The organism is Tateyamaria sp. LSS28, assembly GCF_059611725.1.
In genome coordinates this window covers 78,712-96,544 of record NZ_JCAPFI010000004.1, presented here as the reverse complement: position 1 = coordinate 96,544, position 17,833 = coordinate 78,712, and the positions used below count along the sequence as shown (strand labels likewise).

General features: G+C 60.8%; 22 protein-coding genes. 18 read left to right on the top strand and 4 right to left on the bottom strand.

Features of this window, described 5'->3' with window-relative positions; translation table 11 throughout:
• The first annotated feature begins 44 nt into the window (after nucleotides 1–44).
• Nucleotides 45–1,214 carry a 4-hydroxybenzoate 3-monooxygenase gene (gene pobA / locus AC53L6_RS12980; RefSeq protein ID WP_496908146.1) on the top strand — a complete coding sequence of 390 codons (1,170 nt, stop codon included), beginning with the start codon at nucleotides 45–47 and terminating at the stop codon, nucleotides 1,212–1,214.
• A gap of 327 nt (nucleotides 1,215–1,541) precedes the next feature.
• Here pobA and AC53L6_RS12975 read toward each other — a convergent pair whose 3' ends face one another.
• A complete protein-coding gene (locus AC53L6_RS12975; protein ID WP_496908145.1) occupies nucleotides 1,542–3,503 on the bottom strand; it encodes an AsmA family protein in 1,962 nt (653 codons plus the stop codon).
• A 103-nt stretch (nucleotides 3,504–3,606) separates the two neighbouring features.
• On the opposite strand from AC53L6_RS12975, the gene rimO reads away from it, so the two are divergent.
• The 4 genes from rimO (at nucleotide 3,607) to trhA (ending at nucleotide 6,570) form a co-directional block, all read left to right on the top strand.
• Nucleotides 3,607–4,986, top strand: coding sequence for a 30S ribosomal protein S12 methylthiotransferase RimO (rimO, locus tag AC53L6_RS12970; RefSeq protein ID WP_496908144.1), 1,380 nt, complete (start codon nucleotides 3,607–3,609; stop codon nucleotides 4,984–4,986).
• Nucleotides 4,987–5,108: 122 nt separating this feature from the next.
• Nucleotides 5,109–5,456: a hypothetical protein gene (locus AC53L6_RS12965; protein WP_496908143.1), complete on the top strand. Its 348-nt coding sequence runs from the start codon at nucleotides 5,109–5,111 to the stop codon at nucleotides 5,454–5,456.
• Nucleotides 5,457–5,507: 51 nt separating this feature from the next.
• Nucleotides 5,508–5,891: a thiol-disulfide oxidoreductase DCC family protein gene (locus AC53L6_RS12960; protein WP_299599458.1), complete on the top strand. Its 384-nt coding sequence runs from the start codon at nucleotides 5,508–5,510 to the stop codon at nucleotides 5,889–5,891.
• A 46-nt stretch (nucleotides 5,892–5,937) separates the two neighbouring features.
• Nucleotides 5,938–6,570: a PAQR family membrane homeostasis protein TrhA gene (gene trhA / locus AC53L6_RS12955; RefSeq protein ID WP_496908142.1), complete on the top strand. Its 633-nt coding sequence runs from the start codon at nucleotides 5,938–5,940 to the stop codon at nucleotides 6,568–6,570.
• On the opposite strand, the gene AC53L6_RS12950 is transcribed toward trhA, so the two are convergent.
• The gene (locus AC53L6_RS12950) at nucleotides 6,562–6,822 is read right to left on the bottom strand and encodes a DUF6455 family protein (protein WP_496908141.1); all 261 of its coding nucleotides are present in this window, start codon (nucleotides 6,820–6,822) and stop codon (nucleotides 6,562–6,564) included. The genes trhA and AC53L6_RS12950 overlap by 9 nt on opposite strands.
• Before the next feature lie 74 nt (nucleotides 6,823–6,896).
• Entirely contained in the window at nucleotides 6,897–7,283 is a 387-nt protein-coding gene (locus AC53L6_RS12945) for a YigZ family protein (protein WP_496908140.1), read from the bottom strand.
• Nucleotides 7,284–7,339: 56 nt separating this feature from the next.
• On the opposite strand from AC53L6_RS12945, the gene AC53L6_RS12940 reads away from it, so the two are divergent.
• Complete coding sequence (locus tag AC53L6_RS12940) at nucleotides 7,340–7,621, top strand: CBU_0592 family membrane protein (RefSeq protein ID WP_299599466.1); 282 nt, start codon at nucleotides 7,340–7,342, stop codon at nucleotides 7,619–7,621.
• Here the strand turns inward: AC53L6_RS12940 and AC53L6_RS12935 are convergent.
• The gene (locus AC53L6_RS12935) at nucleotides 7,618–8,340 is read right to left on the bottom strand and encodes a M48 family metallopeptidase (RefSeq protein WP_299202522.1); all 723 of its coding nucleotides are present in this window, start codon (nucleotides 8,338–8,340) and stop codon (nucleotides 7,618–7,620) included. The two genes, AC53L6_RS12940 and AC53L6_RS12935, sit on opposite strands and share 4 nt — an antisense overlap.
• A gap of 123 nt (nucleotides 8,341–8,463) precedes the next feature.
• On the opposite strand from AC53L6_RS12935, the gene AC53L6_RS12930 reads away from it, so the two are divergent.
• The 12 genes from AC53L6_RS12930 (at nucleotide 8,464) to AC53L6_RS12875 (ending at nucleotide 17,825) form a co-directional block, all read left to right on the top strand.
• Nucleotides 8,464–8,703 (top strand): DUF8831 family protein, encoded by a 240-nt coding sequence (locus AC53L6_RS12930; protein ID WP_299201450.1) that lies wholly within the window; start codon nucleotides 8,464–8,466, stop codon nucleotides 8,701–8,703.
• A 59-nt stretch (nucleotides 8,704–8,762) separates the two neighbouring features.
• Nucleotides 8,763–9,626, top strand: coding sequence for a branched-chain amino acid aminotransferase (locus AC53L6_RS12925; protein WP_299743861.1), 864 nt, complete (start codon nucleotides 8,763–8,765; stop codon nucleotides 9,624–9,626).
• A complete protein-coding gene (locus AC53L6_RS12920) occupies nucleotides 9,619–10,215 on the top strand; it encodes a 2-hydroxychromene-2-carboxylate isomerase (RefSeq protein ID WP_496908139.1) in 597 nt (198 codons plus the stop codon). The genes AC53L6_RS12925 and AC53L6_RS12920 overlap by 8 nt, the downstream gene beginning before the upstream one ends.
• Before the next feature lie 65 nt (nucleotides 10,216–10,280).
• Complete coding sequence (locus AC53L6_RS12915) at nucleotides 10,281–10,736, top strand: universal stress protein (protein WP_299201441.1); 456 nt, start codon at nucleotides 10,281–10,283, stop codon at nucleotides 10,734–10,736.
• A gap of 100 nt (nucleotides 10,737–10,836) precedes the next feature.
• Nucleotides 10,837–11,400 carry a NifU family protein gene (locus tag AC53L6_RS12910; protein ID WP_299201438.1) on the top strand — a complete coding sequence of 188 codons (564 nt, stop codon included), beginning with the start codon at nucleotides 10,837–10,839 and terminating at the stop codon, nucleotides 11,398–11,400.
• Entirely contained in the window at nucleotides 11,390–11,821 is a 432-nt protein-coding gene (locus AC53L6_RS12905; protein ID WP_496908138.1) for a GFA family protein, read from the top strand. The genes AC53L6_RS12910 and AC53L6_RS12905 overlap by 11 nt, the downstream gene beginning before the upstream one ends.
• A complete protein-coding gene (gene tsaB / locus AC53L6_RS12900) occupies nucleotides 11,818–12,390 on the top strand; it encodes a tRNA (adenosine(37)-N6)-threonylcarbamoyltransferase complex dimerization subunit type 1 TsaB (RefSeq protein ID WP_496908137.1) in 573 nt (190 codons plus the stop codon). The genes AC53L6_RS12905 and tsaB overlap by 4 nt, the downstream gene beginning before the upstream one ends.
• Nucleotides 12,387–12,833 carry a ribosomal protein S18-alanine N-acetyltransferase gene (gene rimI, locus AC53L6_RS12895; RefSeq protein WP_496908136.1) on the top strand — a complete coding sequence of 149 codons (447 nt, stop codon included), beginning with the start codon at nucleotides 12,387–12,389 and terminating at the stop codon, nucleotides 12,831–12,833. Before tsaB ends, rimI begins: the two co-directional genes overlap by 4 nt.
• A 201-nt stretch (nucleotides 12,834–13,034) precedes the next feature.
• Nucleotides 13,035–14,030 (top strand): BMP family lipoprotein, encoded by a 996-nt coding sequence (locus tag AC53L6_RS12890; protein WP_496908135.1) that lies wholly within the window; start codon nucleotides 13,035–13,037, stop codon nucleotides 14,028–14,030.
• Between the two features lie 97 nt (nucleotides 14,031–14,127).
• Nucleotides 14,128–15,723 (top strand): ABC transporter ATP-binding protein, encoded by a 1,596-nt coding sequence (locus AC53L6_RS12885; protein WP_496908134.1) that lies wholly within the window; start codon nucleotides 14,128–14,130, stop codon nucleotides 15,721–15,723.
• Between the two features lie 3 nt (nucleotides 15,724–15,726).
• Nucleotides 15,727–16,845 carry an ABC transporter permease gene (locus AC53L6_RS12880; protein ID WP_496908133.1) on the top strand — a complete coding sequence of 373 codons (1,119 nt, stop codon included), beginning with the start codon at nucleotides 15,727–15,729 and terminating at the stop codon, nucleotides 16,843–16,845.
• A gap of 5 nt (nucleotides 16,846–16,850) precedes the next feature.
• Entirely contained in the window at nucleotides 16,851–17,825 is a 975-nt protein-coding gene (locus AC53L6_RS12875) for an ABC transporter permease (RefSeq protein ID WP_299201415.1), read from the top strand.
• Nucleotides 17,826–17,833 lie beyond the last annotated feature (8 nt).

Here is a 17,833-nt window from a genome sequence, read left to right as displayed (position 1 = left end):
TCCAAAATAGTTATGTCGTATGACAAATCTCGGGGGAGGGTATCATGCGCACTCAGGTCGTCATCGTGGGCGGTGGGCCGTCCGGCCTGTTGCTGGGCCAACTGCTCTACAAGGCCGGGATCGAAACGGCCGTTCTTGAGCGCAAATCGCGTGAATATGTTCTTGGTCGCATCCGCGCAGGCGTGCTGGAACGGGGCCTGGTCGGCCTGATGGGTCAGGCCGGTGTAGACGCCCGGATGAAAGCCGAAGGCTTCGCGCATGACGGCACGCTGATCGCCTATGACAACGACATGTTCCGCGTGGATTTCACCACCCACACCGACGCAACGGTTCTGGTCTATGGACAAACCGAAGTGACGCGCGACCTCTATGATGCGCGGGACGCGACGGGCGGCGACACGCGGTTCGAGGTCGAAGATGTCGTGATACACGACGCAGACACCGACGCGCCCTATGTCACCTTCTCCCAACACGGCCAAAACCACCGGATCGACTGCGATTTCGTGGCGGGCTGCGACGGGTTTCATGGCGTTAGCCGCCAAACAATTCCCGAAGCCGTGCGGCAGGAGTATGAGAAGGTCTATCCTTTCGGCTGGCTCGGCATCTTGTCCGAAACACCACCGGTTAACGATGAACTGATCTATGCCAACTCGGACCGCGGCTTTGCCCTCTGCTCAATGCGGAATGAGAACCTCAGCCGGTACTACATCCAGTGTGACACATCAGATGACCCGTCCAACTGGACGGACGACGCCTTCTGGGACGAATTGCGCCGCCGCATCCCACCGCAGGCCGCAGACACACTGATCACCGGCCCCAGCATCGAAAAATCCATCGCGCCGCTGCGCAGCTTCGTGTGCGAGCCGATGCGCTGGGGGCGTCTGTTCCTGTGCGGCGACGCCGCCCATATCGTTCCACCGACCGGGGCCAAGGGCCTCAACACCGCCGCATCAGACGTTCACTATCTGAACCAGGGACTGCGCCAATTCTACGGCGAGGGCGACAGCAACGGGATCGACCGTTACTCGGAACGCGCCCTGGCCCGTGTATGGAAAACACAACGCTTCAGTTGGTGGTTCTCAACCCTCATGCACCACTTCCCCGGACAAACCGCATTCGACAAGAAAATGCAGCTGGCCGAACTTGCCTTCCTGCGCGACAGCAAAGAGGCGCAAGCGGCAATGGCGCTCAACTATGTTGGTCTGCCGTACTGAATTGGAAACGCGTCACCGCCGGTGCCCGATCAGAATTCCAAGGTGGGTCAACAACGATAGACCAGACCAATGTCCGTCGCATCGCAACCTTGCGCAGGTCAGATCGGTCTTTGAAACACCGGGAAACCAGCACAACCTCACGCCGTCATTTGCCCGTCTTGCACCCGCACCAAACTGCCGCCTGCCTTCGTGGGCAGCTTGCCGAAAATCTGGTTAATTTGGCCCAAACCGACCGTGCGCAAGGCCAAGTCCCTGACGCCATTACAAATTCAGAAAACCACCAAGATTCCGTGACGCCACCGAACAGGCTGTCCCCGCGGGGACAAATCAGTCAAACAAGCTCCGCAGCCCCTTTTTGACCTCATCTTCCAGCTTCCGTTTGGCCGCACCTTCCAGGTCCTGGCCCTCATCGGTGACACCCAGTTCCTTGGTCACTTTCTCGCGGACCTTTTCCTTGGCCCTGGCTTCGATCCTGTCCTTTTCAGCCTCAAGTTTTTCGTCCAGCTTCAGGTCAATGGCCGAGTCCAGATCGGGTAGAATGCTGGGGTCCGCCCAAGGTCCCCGAATGCGCACGGGGATCGCCAGATCGGGACCATCATCGCCTTTGAGTGCCGTGGGTGTGAACAGATAGTCGATGTCCTGCTGGCCCAGTCCAACCCGGCCCGCACCCCGCGCCTCGAAGCTGCGCAGCACGACAAGAAGGTCATCGTTCAGAAGGTTGCCGCCCTCCATTCGGAAGCTTGCGCTCATATCTTCGAACACGGTTGTACGGCCGTTGCCGCGACCAAATTTCAAAAGGCCGTCAAGGTCCAGACCCTCAATTGTGCCACCTGCGACATTGAATGATCCATCACCCGAAAGGGACTTCATGATCGCATCCACGTTGGACCCGACACCAAGGAATTTCACTTGCGCATTGGCTTTCCCCGTCAACATCTCAAGGTCCGCGGCATCCCGCAGGAAGGGTTGCAGGCCAAGGCCCCGCGCGGTCAGGTTGCCACCCACACTCAGGCCCGAGCGGTTGTTGACCACGAACTCGCCCACCAAGGTGCCGTTATAGGCGGCGACCTCGCGCAGTTCGAACACCATGCGACTGTTATCGTTGCGCAAAAGGGTGCGCGTCGGCCCCAGTTTGAATTGGCCAAGGTCGATGGAAGAGGCGGCCAATGCGATCTCACCATTGAACCCCGCCAGCCCGCTGGCATCGATCGGATCCGTGGGCCAGCCGGTGCCTACCTCAGTCTCCGAAGAGGAGGAACCGCCACTACCACCCTCACTGGCCCCGCCGGTTGCGCTGCTCAGGTCCAGCGCCCCAGCATTCAGTTGGGCGTTGATTGTCGGTGTGCCGTTCAGGCTGATATCGGCCGCGCCAGTCACCATGTTGCCCATGAGGTCTGCCCGAAGATCGCGCAGGGACAGGCGTCGGTCGGCGGTGAGGGTGAGCTGCGTCGACATCTCGACCGACTCCCCCAGTTTTGCCGGCAGACCGGGGCGCGGCAGGCCCAAGGCGGCCATAAACGTATCGGTATCCGGCAGGTTCAACCCAAGCGTGCCCGCAACTTCTCCGGCAGTGCTGGCGCGTCCGTCCAGCGTCAATAGCCCCCCGCCTGCTTCGATGCTGGCCTCAACGGGTTGCACCTGTCCCGCGATGAAGCCCGCGAACCCGCCAATGGTGGCATCTACCTCAACCGGTGTCCCCGAGGGGCGCAGGGTCGCGTCGATGGTGGCCGGGCCCAGACGCTCGGGCCAGTCAAGAAACAGATCCACACCTGAATATGAAAGTGTATCTGACCCTTCCGCAGCATAGACCAGCGTGGCGTCCGTGATCTGTAGCTTCTGGATCGACAAAGGCTGCGCGTCGCGGGTGGGTGCCGTCTCGGTTTCGATCTGCGCCTCTCCACTGGCATCTGTGAAGACCCAGCTTGCCCGCCCGTCAGCACGGCTTTCGAGCCGGATGGTGGGGCGCGTTGCCTCGATATTGGTGATGCGGATTTCGCGGTCGCGGACATAGGCCATGAGGTCGACGCCAATCGCAGCATTCTCAGCCGTGAGCATGGGCCCCTGTTCGGACCATTCGGCATTGCCAACCTCAAGCCCGTCCGCCCGCACACCCAACACCGGCCACAGTGTCATCGACACCCCGGTGATGGTCACGTCACGACCTGTTGCCTTGCGGATCTGGTCAGCGGCGATGACGCCGATGCGGTCGGCAGGCAGGAAGAACAAGGACACGACGGCCACAAACACAAGAACCAGGACAAACCCGATGAGGCGCAAAATCCATTTCATGACAACTGCTCCGTTCTGATGACGTGTTGGGACCAGCGTAACGCAGCGCACGCATAGCACCCAACCCTTTTCCCGGGCCACCACATCACATATGAGGCAAATCATGAGCACAAACCCGCCTGATCTGCGCCCCGATATTGCCCCCAAAGCCACGCTGGACGGCACACGCCGCCCCGGCCAGCCCACAATCGGGATGGTCAGCCTTGGCTGTCCCAAGGCGCTGGTCGACAGCGAACGCATCCTGACCCGGCTGCGGGCCGAAGGGTATGGCGTGTCGCCCGACTATTCCGGCGCGGATGCGGTGATCGTGAACACCTGCGGTTTTCTGGACAGTGCCAAGGCCGAAAGTCTTGAGGCCATTGGCGAGGCGCTGGATGAAAACGGGCGCGTGATCGTCACCGGCTGCCTGGGCGCGGAACCTGAGTACATCACCGGCGCACACCCCAAAGTGCTGGCCGTCACCGGGCCGCATCAATACGAGCAGGTGCTGGATGCCGTACATTCCGCCGTGCCGCCCGACCCGGACCCCTTTGTCGACCTGCTGCCCGCGCGCGGTGTCAGTCTGACCCCGCGCCATTTCAGTTACCTCAAGATTTCAGAGGGCTGTAACCACAAGTGCAAGTTCTGCATCATCCCGGACATGCGTGGCCGCCTTGCGTCCCGCCCGGCCCATGCCGTCGTCCGCGAGGCCGAAAAGCTGGTCGAGGCCGGGGTGAAGGAACTGCTGGTCATCTCTCAGGACACGTCGGCCTATGGCGTCGATATCAAACATGCCGAGGATAAGGGACACCGCGCGCATATCACTGATCTGGCCCGCGATCTGGGATCACTGGGCGCGTGGGTACGGTTGCACTATGTCTATCCCTATCCCCATGTGCGCGAGTTGATCCCGCTGATGGCGGAGGGGCTGGTGCTGCCCTATCTCGACATTCCGTTCCAGCATGCCCACACCGATACGCTGCGCCGCATGGCACGCCCTGCCGCCGCCGAGCGGACGCTGGACCGGATCGCGGAATGGCGGTCGATCTGCCCTGAGATCACTCTGCGTTCGACATTCATCGTGGGTTATCCCGGTGAAACGGAAGAGGAATTCCAGACCCTTCTGGACTGGATGGACGAGGCGCAACTGGATCGCGTGGGATGCTTTCAGTACGAAAACGTGGAGGGTGCGCGATCAAACGCCCTGCCCGATCACGCGGCGCCCGAGCTGAAGCAGGAACGCTGGGAGCGGTTCATGGAAAAGGCGGCGGCCATTTCCGAAGCCAAGCTGGCCGCCAAGGTGGGTCAGCACATGGACGTGATCGTGGACGAGGTGGACGACGAGGCCGCGACCTGCCGGACCAAGGCAGATGCGCCCGAGATCGACGGCAACCTGTTCATTGATGAGGGGTTCGAGGATTTGACCCCCGGCGATATCGTGACCGTCGAGGTGGACGAGGCTGGTGATTACGACCTGTGGGGAAAGCTGGTGACAGCGGGTTGAACAAAGGCCCGTTTCCACCAATCCATATCCAACACGTTCGGGACGTTTTTCCACAAACCTTGCGTTTTGGTTAATTTGTTCTATATTTGTTCTCCACCCTGGCGAAAGCAAGGAGAACAGATATGTCGATCCATCCCACCCTTCCCGGCCTGTTCGAGCCGGTGCAGACGGCCCTACCCCTTGATGCGCAGCCTGCAACGGAAAAGCAGATTGCCTATGCCCGGACGCTGGCTGCGAAGACGGGTCGCCCCTTGCCTGCGACACTCTTCCGTGACCGGACGGGTTTGTCGGCATGGATCGATCAGGCCAAGCCCAAAGCCCCAGAGGGCCGGTTTTCAGCTTATCCCAGCGCGAAGCAGGTGCAGTTTGCCGAACGCATCGCCCGTCTGAAGCGCCGCCAGATCCCGGCGGAGTGTTTCAAGGACAAGGTAATGATGTCGCGCTGGATTGATGGAAACAAACCACGGTGAGTGCGGCGCTTTGTCTGTAGAGCCGCGTTTGTGCGGCTCTATATTTGCATCATGACTGAAGATACCCGGGTGCTTTATAACGCAGATTGCCCTGTCTGCAGTTTCGAGATTGACCACTATGCCAAGTATAGTGAGGGCCGTGCCCTGCCCATCCGCTTTGAAGATCTGAATTGCATCGATATGACGGATTGGGGGCTGAGCCGGGACAAGGCGGCGCGCCGTCTGTACGTGTTGCGGGGTGGTCAGATGTATTCGGGCATCCCGGCCTTCATCGTGCTGTGGCAGGACATGCCGCGTTATCGCTGGTTGGCACGGATCGTGTCGCTGCCCGGTCTCCATTGGCTGGCGTCCAAAGCATATGACCATGTGTTGGCGCCGCTGATCTACCAGTGGCACCTGCGGCGTCAGGCGGCAGCAACGTCAACTGAATCGTGAGGGTTTGTGCCTAGACTACGCGCATCTCACAGGTCAGGTTGCCGCAATGCCATACCCAAATTCTGTTCGTGAAACCCTTGCCGATGCTTCCGTTCATGTTCTTGGTCTGACAGCCGGGATCACAGCAAGTGCAATGCTGTTGGTTCATGTTGTGCAGACCCAAGGGGCGGCACAGATTGCTGCTACCAGCATCTATACCGGCCTTGCGGTCTTTGCCCTTGTGGCCTCTGCGGCCTATCATCTGCTGCCGTGGGAGCGGTCGCGTCCGGTGTTTCACCGGGTCGATCATGCCGCTATTTACCTCAAGATTGCGGGCACTTACACGCCGCTGGTTGTCCTGATCGGGTCAGCCTTTGCTTACGTGGTGCTAGCCGCCGTTTGGTTGGTGGCCCTGCTGGGGGCCGTGGCCAAGCTGAGTTTCTGGGCGACGGATGCGCGGGGATCGCTGGCGCTGTATCTGGCGATGGGCTGGGCGAGCGTGCTGTTGATCTGGCCGATGTGGCAGAACCTGCCCGGGGCCTCGACCGCGTTGATCGTGGCGGGCGGCGGCCTGTATTCGCTGGGCACGGTGTTTTATGCGCAGAAGTCGCTGCGCTTTCAGAACGCGATCTGGCACAGCTTCGTTCTGGCCGCCTCGGCCTGTTTCTTTGGGGCTGTGGCCCTCGGCGTGTCAGTCTGAGCGGCGGGCCAGTTCGCCAAATGCTTCGGCGTTGCGGCAGAAGTCCGGCGTTTCAGATACTCGACCGGGCTGCATTTCCAGCCATTGCGCGCAGGCGTCAGGCTTTGTGCAGCCCACACAGTTCAGCACGAGATCCGAGATGTCGGAGGGTGTGAGATGCGCGCGCAGGGCGGCTTCTTGCAGATCAACACCGCGGGCAGCGGCCATGCGGTCGACCAAATCGGCATGGGTCTTCAATCGGGCGTCAGTCATCGGGCGTCCCTTTCGACGAGATCCTTGGATGGTTCCAGCCTGACGGGCGCGGTGCGGAAGGTCCTTGATCTAGATCAAAGCCGGTCGAGATAGGCGCGCACGCAGCTTTGCACATGACGGAAGCGGTCGCCGCCCAGATGTTTGCCGCCATACCAGCGGGTGACGACGACCAGGTGATCGGTCAGCCCCTCGCGTTCGAGCATGCGCAGGATCACCATACCCGCGCCCGCCTCACCATCGTCGCCCTTGATCGGGCCACCATCGGAAAGTGCGGCACCCCACGTATTGTGGGTGGCCTTGGCATAGGCCCGGTCGCGTTTGAGGTCTTTTAGTGCAGCGTCAATGTCGGCCCGCGATATGACGGGACAGCCGGACACGGCGTATTTCGAGCCGCGGTCAGTCAGGATGTGCCCAAGCTGCTTCAAGGTCGGGTTTCCCAGACCCGACAGACGGGCCCGCATGTGCTATCCCCGCTGCATTGATTGATTAAAGACAATTTCAAACCGGGGATTTTCCCATGACGTTTTCAATACTGCCGCCGATGCCTATTTATGAGCTGATCGGCATTCTGGGCTTTGCCCTTTATGTGACGAATTACAGCCTTTTGACCACCCGCTGCCTAAGCAGCGATTGTCTGGCTTATTTCTGCATCAACCTCGTTGCCGCAAGCTGCGTGTTGCTGGGGCTGATGGCCAGTTTCAATCTGGCCTCGGCCCTTTTGCAGATCTTCTGGGTGGCGATGTCTCTTGTCGGCATCCTGGTCCGATTGAAACGGCGCGGTGCATCCGCACCGGTCTAAAGACCGGCGGCGGTACGGCGCACGGTTTCGATGCGCTGCGCGTTGGGCGGGTGCGTCCCCAGGAATCTGTCACCAGGATCGGGGATACGGTTGAAGAACTCGGCTCCGTTGACGGGATTATAGCCCGCGGCGGCCGTAATGACGGTGCCCAGCGCATCGGCCTCAAGCTCGAAATCCTTGGAATAGGTCCGTGCGCCCACCTGCGCCCCGATCCGCTGGGCGGACTCGATTGCAGTTGCATCACCACCGGTCAGCGTTGTGGCCAAACCGCCGAAGATGACCGCCCCTGCAGCCGCATTCTGTTGCTGCCGCGCAATGTGGCCGCGCACGTGGTGCGCCGCTTCGTGGCCCATGACAAAGGCCAGCTCATCCACGTTCCGCGCGTCGTCGATCAGCCGCTCTGTGAACACGAGCAGCGGGCGGCCATCGTCATCAAGCGTTTGAAACGCATTGGAAGGGGCGTTTGGCCGATCATCCACGATGATTCTGAAATCGCAGTTCACGTCCCGCGTCCGGGCACGGCATTCGCGTTCAGCCACGGGTTCGACACGGCGCACGACCTCGGCAAAGGCACGAAGGGATTGCTGCCGCGAGCCCAATTCATCTGGCACGCCCTGCGTGGCGGGCGCAGGGCCACCGGTGGGCGCTGGCGCGATTACCACATCATCGCAGGCGGCCACGAAAGCCAGTGTTGTCAGGGCGGCCAAGAGACGCGTGATCAAGGCGATGTCCTTTCGTAGAAAACGCAGCAGATACTATCACGCATGTTGGCAGCTTCCAGCCCTGTTCACGCAGCCGTGTGCCCCTTTGCAACTCTGCGCGCATGGCATACGCTTAAACCCATGTTTACAATCGAGCATGAATTCGACGCCACCGTCGTCACGCTGGTGGATGACGGGACCGCCCCGCTGCAGGAAGACGTTGTGATCAACTCGTTCGCCGAGGTGATCACTGTGGAGCAATATGACCCGCGCACCGACAGCGTGGTCAAGATCACCCTGTCCCCGGAACAGGCGCGTGATTTGGCTGCGGCACTGGACTTGCCCGAAGGTGTGTATCAGTTGCGCAAGGAACCGAAGTGAAAAGGTCTGGACCCTTGACCTGTCTCTGCTAGCCTGCGGGCCAGTAGGGGAGGACAGACATGGCGACCGGCACCAAGATCCGCACATTTTTTGAAGGTGCATGGCATGATGAAGACGTTGCCGTCATGCGTGCGGCCGATCATGGCAGCTGGGTGGGCAGCACGGTTTTTGACGGCGCACGCTGGTTTGATGGCCGTGCGCCCGACCTGGATCTGCATTGCGCCCGCGTAAACCGGTCCGCTGAGGCGTTGATGCTGACCCCAACCATGGAAAGCGCGGATATCGTGGAGGCGATCCACGAGGGTTTGAAAGCCTATGATCCGTCCGATGCCGTTTACATCCGGCCCATGTATTGGGGGCTGGACGGTGATGCGTCAGGCATCGTGCCCAAACCGGACGCCACCGGATTTGCCATCTGCCTCGAAGCGATCCCGATGGCTGATCCGTCCACGTCGATCACGTTGGGACGCACGCGGTTTCGCCGCCCCGTGATCGAAGACAATGTCGTCAACGCCAAGGCTGGATGCCTGTACCCCAACAACGCCCGTATGCTGGCCGAAGTGCGCAAGCGTGGCTTTCAGAACGCGCTGGTGGCCGATGCGATGGGCAACGTGGCCGAAAGCGCCACTGCCAACGTGTTCATGGTCAAGGATGGCGCGGTCTTTACCCCTATCCCGAACGGCACGTTCCTGTCCGGCATCACCCGCGCCCGCCACATGTCAAACATGCGCGCCGATGGCATGGAGGTCATCGAAAAAGTCCTGACATTCGAGGATTTCGAGGAGGCTGACGAGGTGTTCCTGTCTGGCAATATGATGAAAGTCACGCCTGTGTCGGGGTTCGAGGACACGTCCTACCAGGTCGGTCCTGTCACCCGCCGCGCGCGCGAGATGTATTGGGATTGGGCCGCAAGCCATGGGTAAGCCGCTTGAGTTCTGGTTCGAATTCGCCAGCACGTACAGCTATCTGAGTGCTGCCCGGATCGAAGATACCTGTGCCAAGGCCGGGGTGCCGCTGGTCTGGCGATCCTTTCTGCTGGGGCCTGTCTTTGGCGCGCAGGGCATGACGGATTCGCCGTTCAATATGTTTCCGGTGAAGGGCGCTTACATGTGGACGGACATTGCACGGTGCTGTTCCGATCTGGGGCTGCCCTTTGCCAAGCCGTCCTCGTTTCCGCGGGGCAGCCTGCTGGCTGCACGCATTGCCGCGGCACATTTGGATGCCCCGTGGGTCGGAGCCTTTGTCCGTGCCGTGTATCATGCCAATTTTGCCGAGGATCGCGATATTTCGGACGACGACGTGATTGCCACCCTTCTGAACGAGATTGAACTGGATGCAGCGCCAGTGCTGGCTACGGCCACCGCACCAGAAGGCAAGGCCCTGCTACGTCGTGCGACCGAAGAGGCGCTGGAACGTGGGGTGTTTGGTGCCCCGAGTTTTGTCGTGGATGGCGCGTTGTTCTGGGGCAATGACCGGTTGGAACAGGCGCTTGCCCACGCCCGCGCCTCGTGATCACACGCGGGATTGCGCGCGCGCGGACGTTGGGCCATTGTGCCGGCACGTGAGCGGAGGACAGGATGCGCAAATTTCTGGTGGTGCTGGATGACAGCCGTGAGTGCCTGAACGCGATGCGCTTTGCAGCAATGCGGGCCAACCACACGGGCGGTGGCGTTGCAATCCTGTCAGTGATCCCACCCGACGAGTTCAATCACTGGATTGGTGTCGGTAATGTCATGCGCGAGGAGGCTCGCGAGCGCATCCACGCCCATTTCGAGGTGTTCGCCAAGTGGATGCGCGACAAGCAGGGTATCGACCCCGAGCTGGTTATTCGCGAGGGACAGGCCGTGGACGAGATCATGGCGCAGGTCCATGACGACCCAGAGATCGGTGTGTTGGTGCTGGGTGCTGGGACGGACAAAAAGGGCCCTGGCCCGCTTGTCACGCAGCTGAGCCGCAACGCAGGCAATCTGCCGATTCCGATGACCGTCGTGCCGGGCGATTTAAGCAAAGAGAAGCTGGAAGCAATCACCTGATCGCAATCTGTGTGCTTTCACCCACTTTAGAATCGTTCCAAACCTTGACAGTGCGCCGTAGCATCCGCATATCCTAGTGTAACGCTCAGGAGCTGTGCCCATGTTCATCCAAACCGAATCCACCCCGAATCCCGCGACGCTGAAATTCCTGCCCGGCCAGTCCGTGCTTGAAATGGGAACGGCCGATTTTCCAACGGCCGAGGCGGCAGACAAATCACCGCTCGCCAAGCGCATCTTTGCGGTCGAAGGTGTGACGGGCGTGTTCTTTGGCACCGACTTTGTCACCGTGACCAAGGCGGATGCCGTCGATTGGGATCATATCAAGCCGGCCCTGCTGGGTGCGATCATGGAGCACTTCCAATCCGGCCAGCCGGTCATGGATGATGGCCACGCTCCGGCCTCCGGTCACGCCGAGCATGATGGTGAAGATGCCGCCGTTGTTGGTCAGATCAAGGAGTTGCTCGACAGCCGGGTCCGTCCAGCCGTTGCACAGGACGGTGGAGACATCACTTTCCACGGCTTTGACCGCGGCGTTGTCTACCTGCACATGCAGGGTGCCTGCGCAGGCTGCCCGTCTTCGACCCTCACACTGAAAATGGGGATCGAGAACCTGCTGCGCCACTATATTCCCGAGGTGACAGAGGTACGACCTGTTGCCGTCTGACCCTACCGGGCCGATCACGGCCCGATGCTATTGCGGTGCGTCCCGACTGACGCTGGATAAGCCACCTTTCACGGTGGCTTATTGCCATTGCGACGATTGTCGTCGCTGGACTGGCGCGCCGGTCGCGGCCTTTGCCGCCTTTGATCGGGCCGATGTGATCGCACAATTGCCGGATGCATTTCGGGGTGCCGCTGGTGTCGAACGCTGGACATGTCCCACCTGTCATGCACCGCTGGGCGCGGCCTTCGACTACTTGCCGGACCAAATCTATGTGCCCATCGGGATCATTGATCAGGCGGAGCAGCTTGCACCCGCGATGCACAGCCATTCTGGCAGTGCCTTGCCGTGGCTGCATATCGATGACGATCTGCCGCGTGCCGATGCATCCGCACGTGACGCATTGGGCACTGTAGCCGAATGACAGCGCCATTAATCCTCGGCTTTGACACGTCTGCCGCCCATTGTGCGGCGGCGCTGGTGCGCGGTGATACGGTGTTGGTTGCGGTGGGAGAAGAGATGGCGCGCGGACAGGCCGAGCGGTTGATGGGATTGCTTGAGGAGGTGTTGAACGGCCAAGGCATGACCTGGGCGGATCTGGATGCGCTGGCCGTGGGAACCGGACCAGGCAACTTCACCGGCATTCGCATCGGCGTGTCGGCGGCACGCGGCTTGGCCCTTGGGCTCGGGTGCCCCGCCTACGGCGTCACAGGTTTCGAGGCTCGGACGCGGCTTGCACCAGACGGCACGACCGTCGCTATCCCGGCCCCCCGTGACATGGCTTATGTCACGGAGAGTGGCAAAGCACAGTTGCGACCCGTTGCGGAAGTCGCGAACCCAGCGCCGCGTCCTGCCCCCGCAGAACTGGCCACCGCGATCGCGCTGCACGCCGCCTCTGTCTGGCCGACCGAGACACCGCCACCTGCCCCTTTCTATGTCCGCCCACCGGATGCGGCACCGGCGCGGGATGCGCCGCCACCGATCCTGCCATGACACCGGACACGCTTGCCGCTTTGCATGGGGCTGCCTTTACCCGCGAACGCCCATGGTCAGCGCAGGAGTTCGTCGATCTTCTGGCGAATCCCCACACGCATCTAAACACGGTCCCGCATGGATTCGCCCTTTGGCGTGGGATTGCAGCGGAGGCGGAACTGCTGACCATCGCCGTTGACCCGGCGCATCAGGGCCAGGGAATTGGCACGAAGTTGATGACCTCTTGGATGTCAGAGGCAGCCACGACGTGCGCTAGCGCCTTTCTTGAAGTGGCATCGGACAACGCGAACGCCATTGCACTCTACACCCACCAAGGCTTTGAAATCATTGCGACCCGTCCGGACTACTACAATCGCCCGGACAGCCGTGCTGACGCGCTGATCATGCGCGCGGCCCTCCCATTGTCTGTTCTCAAAAAATCCTCGGGGGGGCTTCGCCCGTAGGGCCGAGCGGGGGCAGACAGCCACCCTGCCTACCCAATCAGCTTTGCGCAAGGTTAGCCCCCTTCACACCCGCCCCATGGGTTAAAAAGCGGTTGACGCCCCCCCGCCCCTGCGGCCTAATCCCGTATGATCTTTTGATCCCGGGCGTTCGGTGGTCCGCCGCCACCGCCCCAACCATGATAAAACTGGGAGACCTGATAGATGACCATGATGCAGAAATTCCTTGGCGCGACTGCGGCCCTGGCCCTGTCCGCAGGTGCTGCGCTGGCCGAACCCGCGCTGATCTTTGATCTGGGCGGCAAGTTCGACAAATCCTTTAACGAAGCGGCCTTCAACGGTGCGAAACGCTGGGCGGACGAGACCGGCAACAGCTTCCGCGAGATCGAACTGCAATCCGAAGCCCAACGCGAGCAGGCCCTGCGCCGCTTTGCCGAATCCGGCGCGAACCCAATCGTCATGGCCGGTTTTGCCTTTGCCGATGCACTGGGTCAGGTTGCTTCTGATTATCCCGACACCAAGTTCACCATCATCGACATGGTTGTGGACGCCCCCAACGTCCGTTCCGTTGTCTTCAACGAGCATGAAGGCTCATACCTCGTGGGTATGATGGCGGCGCAGGCCAGCGAATCCGGCACGGTCGGCTTCATCGGCGGCATGGACATCCCGCTGATCCGCAAGTTCGCTTGCGGCTACGCCCAAGGTGTCAAGGCCGTGAACGCCGACGCAACCGTGATCGCCAACATGACAGGCACGACGCCCGCCGCTTGGAACGACCCTGTGAAGGGATCGGAATTGACCAAGGCGCAGATCAGCCAGGGTGCTGACGTTGTCTATGCCGCTGCGGGTGGCACCGGCGTAGGCGTGCTGCAGACCGCCGCTGACGAAGACATCCTGTCGATTGGCGTGGACAGCAACCAGAACTACCTGCACTCGGGCAAGGTTCTGACCTCGATGATGAAGCGCGTGGACAACGCCGTCTTCCAGGCCTTTACCGATGGCGTGGACATGGAGACAGGCTTTAATGTCATGGGTCTGGCCAATGGCGGCGTCGGCTATGCATTGGACGAGCACAACGCGGCTCTGGTTTCGGACGAGATGAAAGCCGCCGTGGACGCGGCATCGGCCGAGATCGCCGGCGGCACCCTGACCGTTCACGACTACATGTCGGACGACAGCTGCCCTGTGCTGAACTTCTAAGCGCAAGACACGCAGTGATCTGGGCCGCCCGGTGTAACCGCCGCGCGGCCCAGATTTTTCGTACGAAAAATCTTGGCCCCGGACCAAGGGAAGACCCATGACAGCCCCCGCCATAGAACTTAAAGGCATTTCCAAAGCCTTCGGCCCTGTTCAGGCCAACAAAGACATCTCGATCCGCGTGATGCCCGGCACGATCCACGGGATCATCGGCGAAAATGGTGCGGGCAAATCAACGCTCATGTCCATCCTGTATGGCTTCTACAAGGCCGATGCGGGCGAGATTTTTATCGGGGGCAACAAGACCGAGATCCCCGACAGCCAGGCGGCGATTGCCGCAGGCATCGGCATGGTGTTCCAGCATTTCAAGCTGGTCGAGAACTTTACCGTGCTGGAAAACATCATTCTGGGCGCCGAAGACGGCGGCTTGCTGAAGCCGGCGCTTTCGAAGGCCCGCAAGACCCTCCTGGAGCTGGAGAAGGAATACGACCTCAAGGTCGATCCGGATGCCGTCATTGAAGAGATCGGCGTGGGCATGCAGCAGCGTGTCGAGATTCTGAAAGCCCTGTACCGACAGGCCAACATCCTGATCCTGGACGAACCCACGGGCGTGTTGACGCCTGCCGAGGCGGACCAGTTGTTCCGAATTCTTGGGCGCCTCAAGGAAGAAGGCAAAACAATCATCCTGATCACGCACAAGCTGCGCGAGATCATGGACATCACCGACACCGTCAGCGTGATGCGCCGGGGCGAGATGACTGCCACCGTCAAAACTGCCGAAACCAGCCCCGAAGAGCTGGCCGAACTGATGGTCGGTCGCAAGGTCTTGCTGCGCGTCGACAAGGCACCAGCGGCACCCGGCGATGTTGTGCTGGACGTCAGAAACCTGAAAGTCGTCGATGATCAGGGCGTTGAACGTCTGCGTGGCATCGATCTGCAGGTGCGTGCAGGTGAAATTGTGGGCATCGCAGGCGTTGCAGGTAACGGTCAGTCAGAGTTGCTTGAAGTGCTGGGTGGTTATGAGGACGCAACCGGGGCCGTGACTTTGAACGGTCAGCCCATTGACCTGACCGGCAAGTATTCGGATGGGCGGTCGCGCCGCGACCGTGGCATCGCCCACGTGCCCGAGGACCGTCAGCGCGAAGGCCTGATCATGGACTTCGCCGCCTGGGAAAACACCGCGTTCGGCTATCACAGGGATGCGGCCTATACCTCTGGCCTGCTCAGCAACAACGCAGCCATCAAGGCCGATACGGCCGAGAAGATGGAGCGCTTTGACGTGCGTCCGCCGCATCCGCATTTGGCGGCAAAGAACTTTTCCGGCGGCAACCAGCAAAAGATCGTTCTGGCGCGCGAGATTGAGCGGAACCCGGACCTGCTTCTGATCGGTCAACCGACGCGCGGCGTGGATATCGGGGCCATTGAGTTCATTCACCAACAGATCGTTGCCCTGCGTGATCAGGGCAAAGCCATCCTGCTTGTGTCGGTCGAGTTGGAGGAAATTCTGGGTCTTGCCGACCGCGTGGCCGTCATGTTTGACGGGCAGATCATGGGTGAGCGCCAGACAACCGAGACCGACGAAAAAGAACTGGGCTTGCTGATGGCGGGTATCACCGACACCGACAAGCCCCACACGATAGCTGAGATTGAAGCCAACCTCGCCCATGCGCACGGCGATGCGTCGAAGGAGGTCTGAACCATGGATGTGATGCCAAAATGGGCCGAGGTGATCCTTGTTCCGCTTATCTCCTTGATCCTTGCGGCGCTTCTGTCGGCGCTGGTGATCCTTGCCATTGGTGAGAATCCGGTAGAGGCCGTGAACCTGATGGTCACTGGCGCGGTTGGGTCGACCTATGGCTGGGGTTACACGCTCTACTACGCGACCAACTTCATGTTTACCGGGCTGGCCGTGTCCGTGGCGTTCCACGCCGGGCTGTTCAACATCGGTGGCGAAGGTCAGGCCATGTTGGGCGGGCTTGGCGTTGCTCTTGTCTTGCTGTTCATTCCCTGGCCGCATTGGACCATCGCCTTGTTGGCTGCAACGGCCGGTGCTGCAGTATTTGGCGCACTTTGGGCCGCGATCCCTGCTTATCTGCAAGCCAAGCGGGGCAGCCATATCGTGATTACCACGATCATGTTCAACTTCATCGCAGCTGCCGTGCTGAACTACATGCTCGTCAACCAGTTGCGCCCAGCGGGCAGCATGGACCCCGCCACCGAGCGGTTCCGCGAAGCAGTGCATCTGCCGAACCTGCACGAGATGCTGGCCCCGATTGGCATCAACTTCTCCAAGGCAGCACCGGCAAACGTGTCGCTGGTCATCGCCATTATCGCCTGTGTGCTGGTCTGGCTGTTGATCTGGCGCACGCCCTTGGGCCTTGAGATCCGGTCCTATGGCAAGTCAGGCCGCGCTGCCAAATACGCGGGTATAGGGGCCGTGCGCATCACCATGATCGCCATGCTGATCTCAGGCGCCCTCGCGGGCATGATGGCGATCAATAACGTGATGGGTGAGGCCGAGCGACTGGTTCTTAACGCGGTTGAGGGTGCCGGTTTTATTGGCATCGCGGTGGCCCTTATGGGCCGCAGCCATCCGTTTGGTGTTTTCCTTGCCGCGATCCTGTTCGGCTTTCTCTACCAAGGTGGGGCGGAGTTGGCGCTGTGGACATCGATTCCACGTGAGTTGATTGTCGTCATTCAGGCGCTTGTGATCCTGTTCACAGGTGCGCTGGATAACATGGTGCGGATGCCGCTTGAACGGATATTCCTTGCGGTGCGCACTGCACGTGCGTCCAAATCGGTCGAACCGGCGGAGTAAGTAAGATGGATTTTCTCGCCCTTTTCGACCTCTCGGTCCTCGACTCAACCGTCCGTCTGGCAACGCCGCTGCTGCTGGCCTGTCTTGCCGGCCTGTTCTCGGAGCGTGCGGGCATCTTTGACATCGGCCTTGAAGGCAAGATGCTGTTTGCGGCCTTTTTCTCTGCTGCCGTAGCGGCCATGACGGGCTCTGTCTGGCTTGGGCTTTTGGCCGGTATCGCCGCGTCGATGGCTTTGTCGGGTATCCATGGCCTTGCCTCGATCACCTTTCGCGGCAACCAGTTGATCTCCGGTGTCGCCATCAACTTCCTTGCTGCGGGCATGACTGTGCTGATTGCACAGGATTGGTTTCAGCAAGGTGGGCGCACCCCGTCGCTGATCGGCGGTGGCCGGTTCGAACCAATTATCCTCCCCTTTGCCGAAAGCCTGCGCGGCGTGCCGTTCCTTGGCCCGATCTATGCCGAGCTGATCTCGGGCCACTCAATCCTTGTCTACGTGGCGCTTCTGGCCGTGCCGGGCACGTGGTGGCTGCTCTTCCGCACCCGTTTTGGCTTGCGCCTGCGCGCTGTCGGTGAAAACCCGGCGGCCGTGGATACAGCCGGCGTATCGGTCGTCGGCCTGCGTTTTGTGGCCGTTGGTATTTGCGGCATCCTATGTGGCATCGCGGGGGCTTATCTTGCGACGGGTCTACAAGCTGGCTTCGTCAAGGACATGACCGCCGGTCGTGGCTTTATCGCGCTGGCCGCCCTCATCTTTGCCAAGTGGCGGCCCTGGCATGCGCTGTGGGCCACACTGCTGTTCGGCTACTTGCAGGCTATCGCCCTGCGCCCTGACATCATCGAAGGCGCGCTTGGGTTTAGAGTGCAGGTCCAGCTTCTGGACGCCCTGCCCTATATCCTGACGGTCGTGATCCTTGCGGGCTTTGTGGGCAAGGCGATTCCCCCGCGTGCGGGCGGCGAGCCCTATGTGAAAGAGCGGTAAGGCGCATC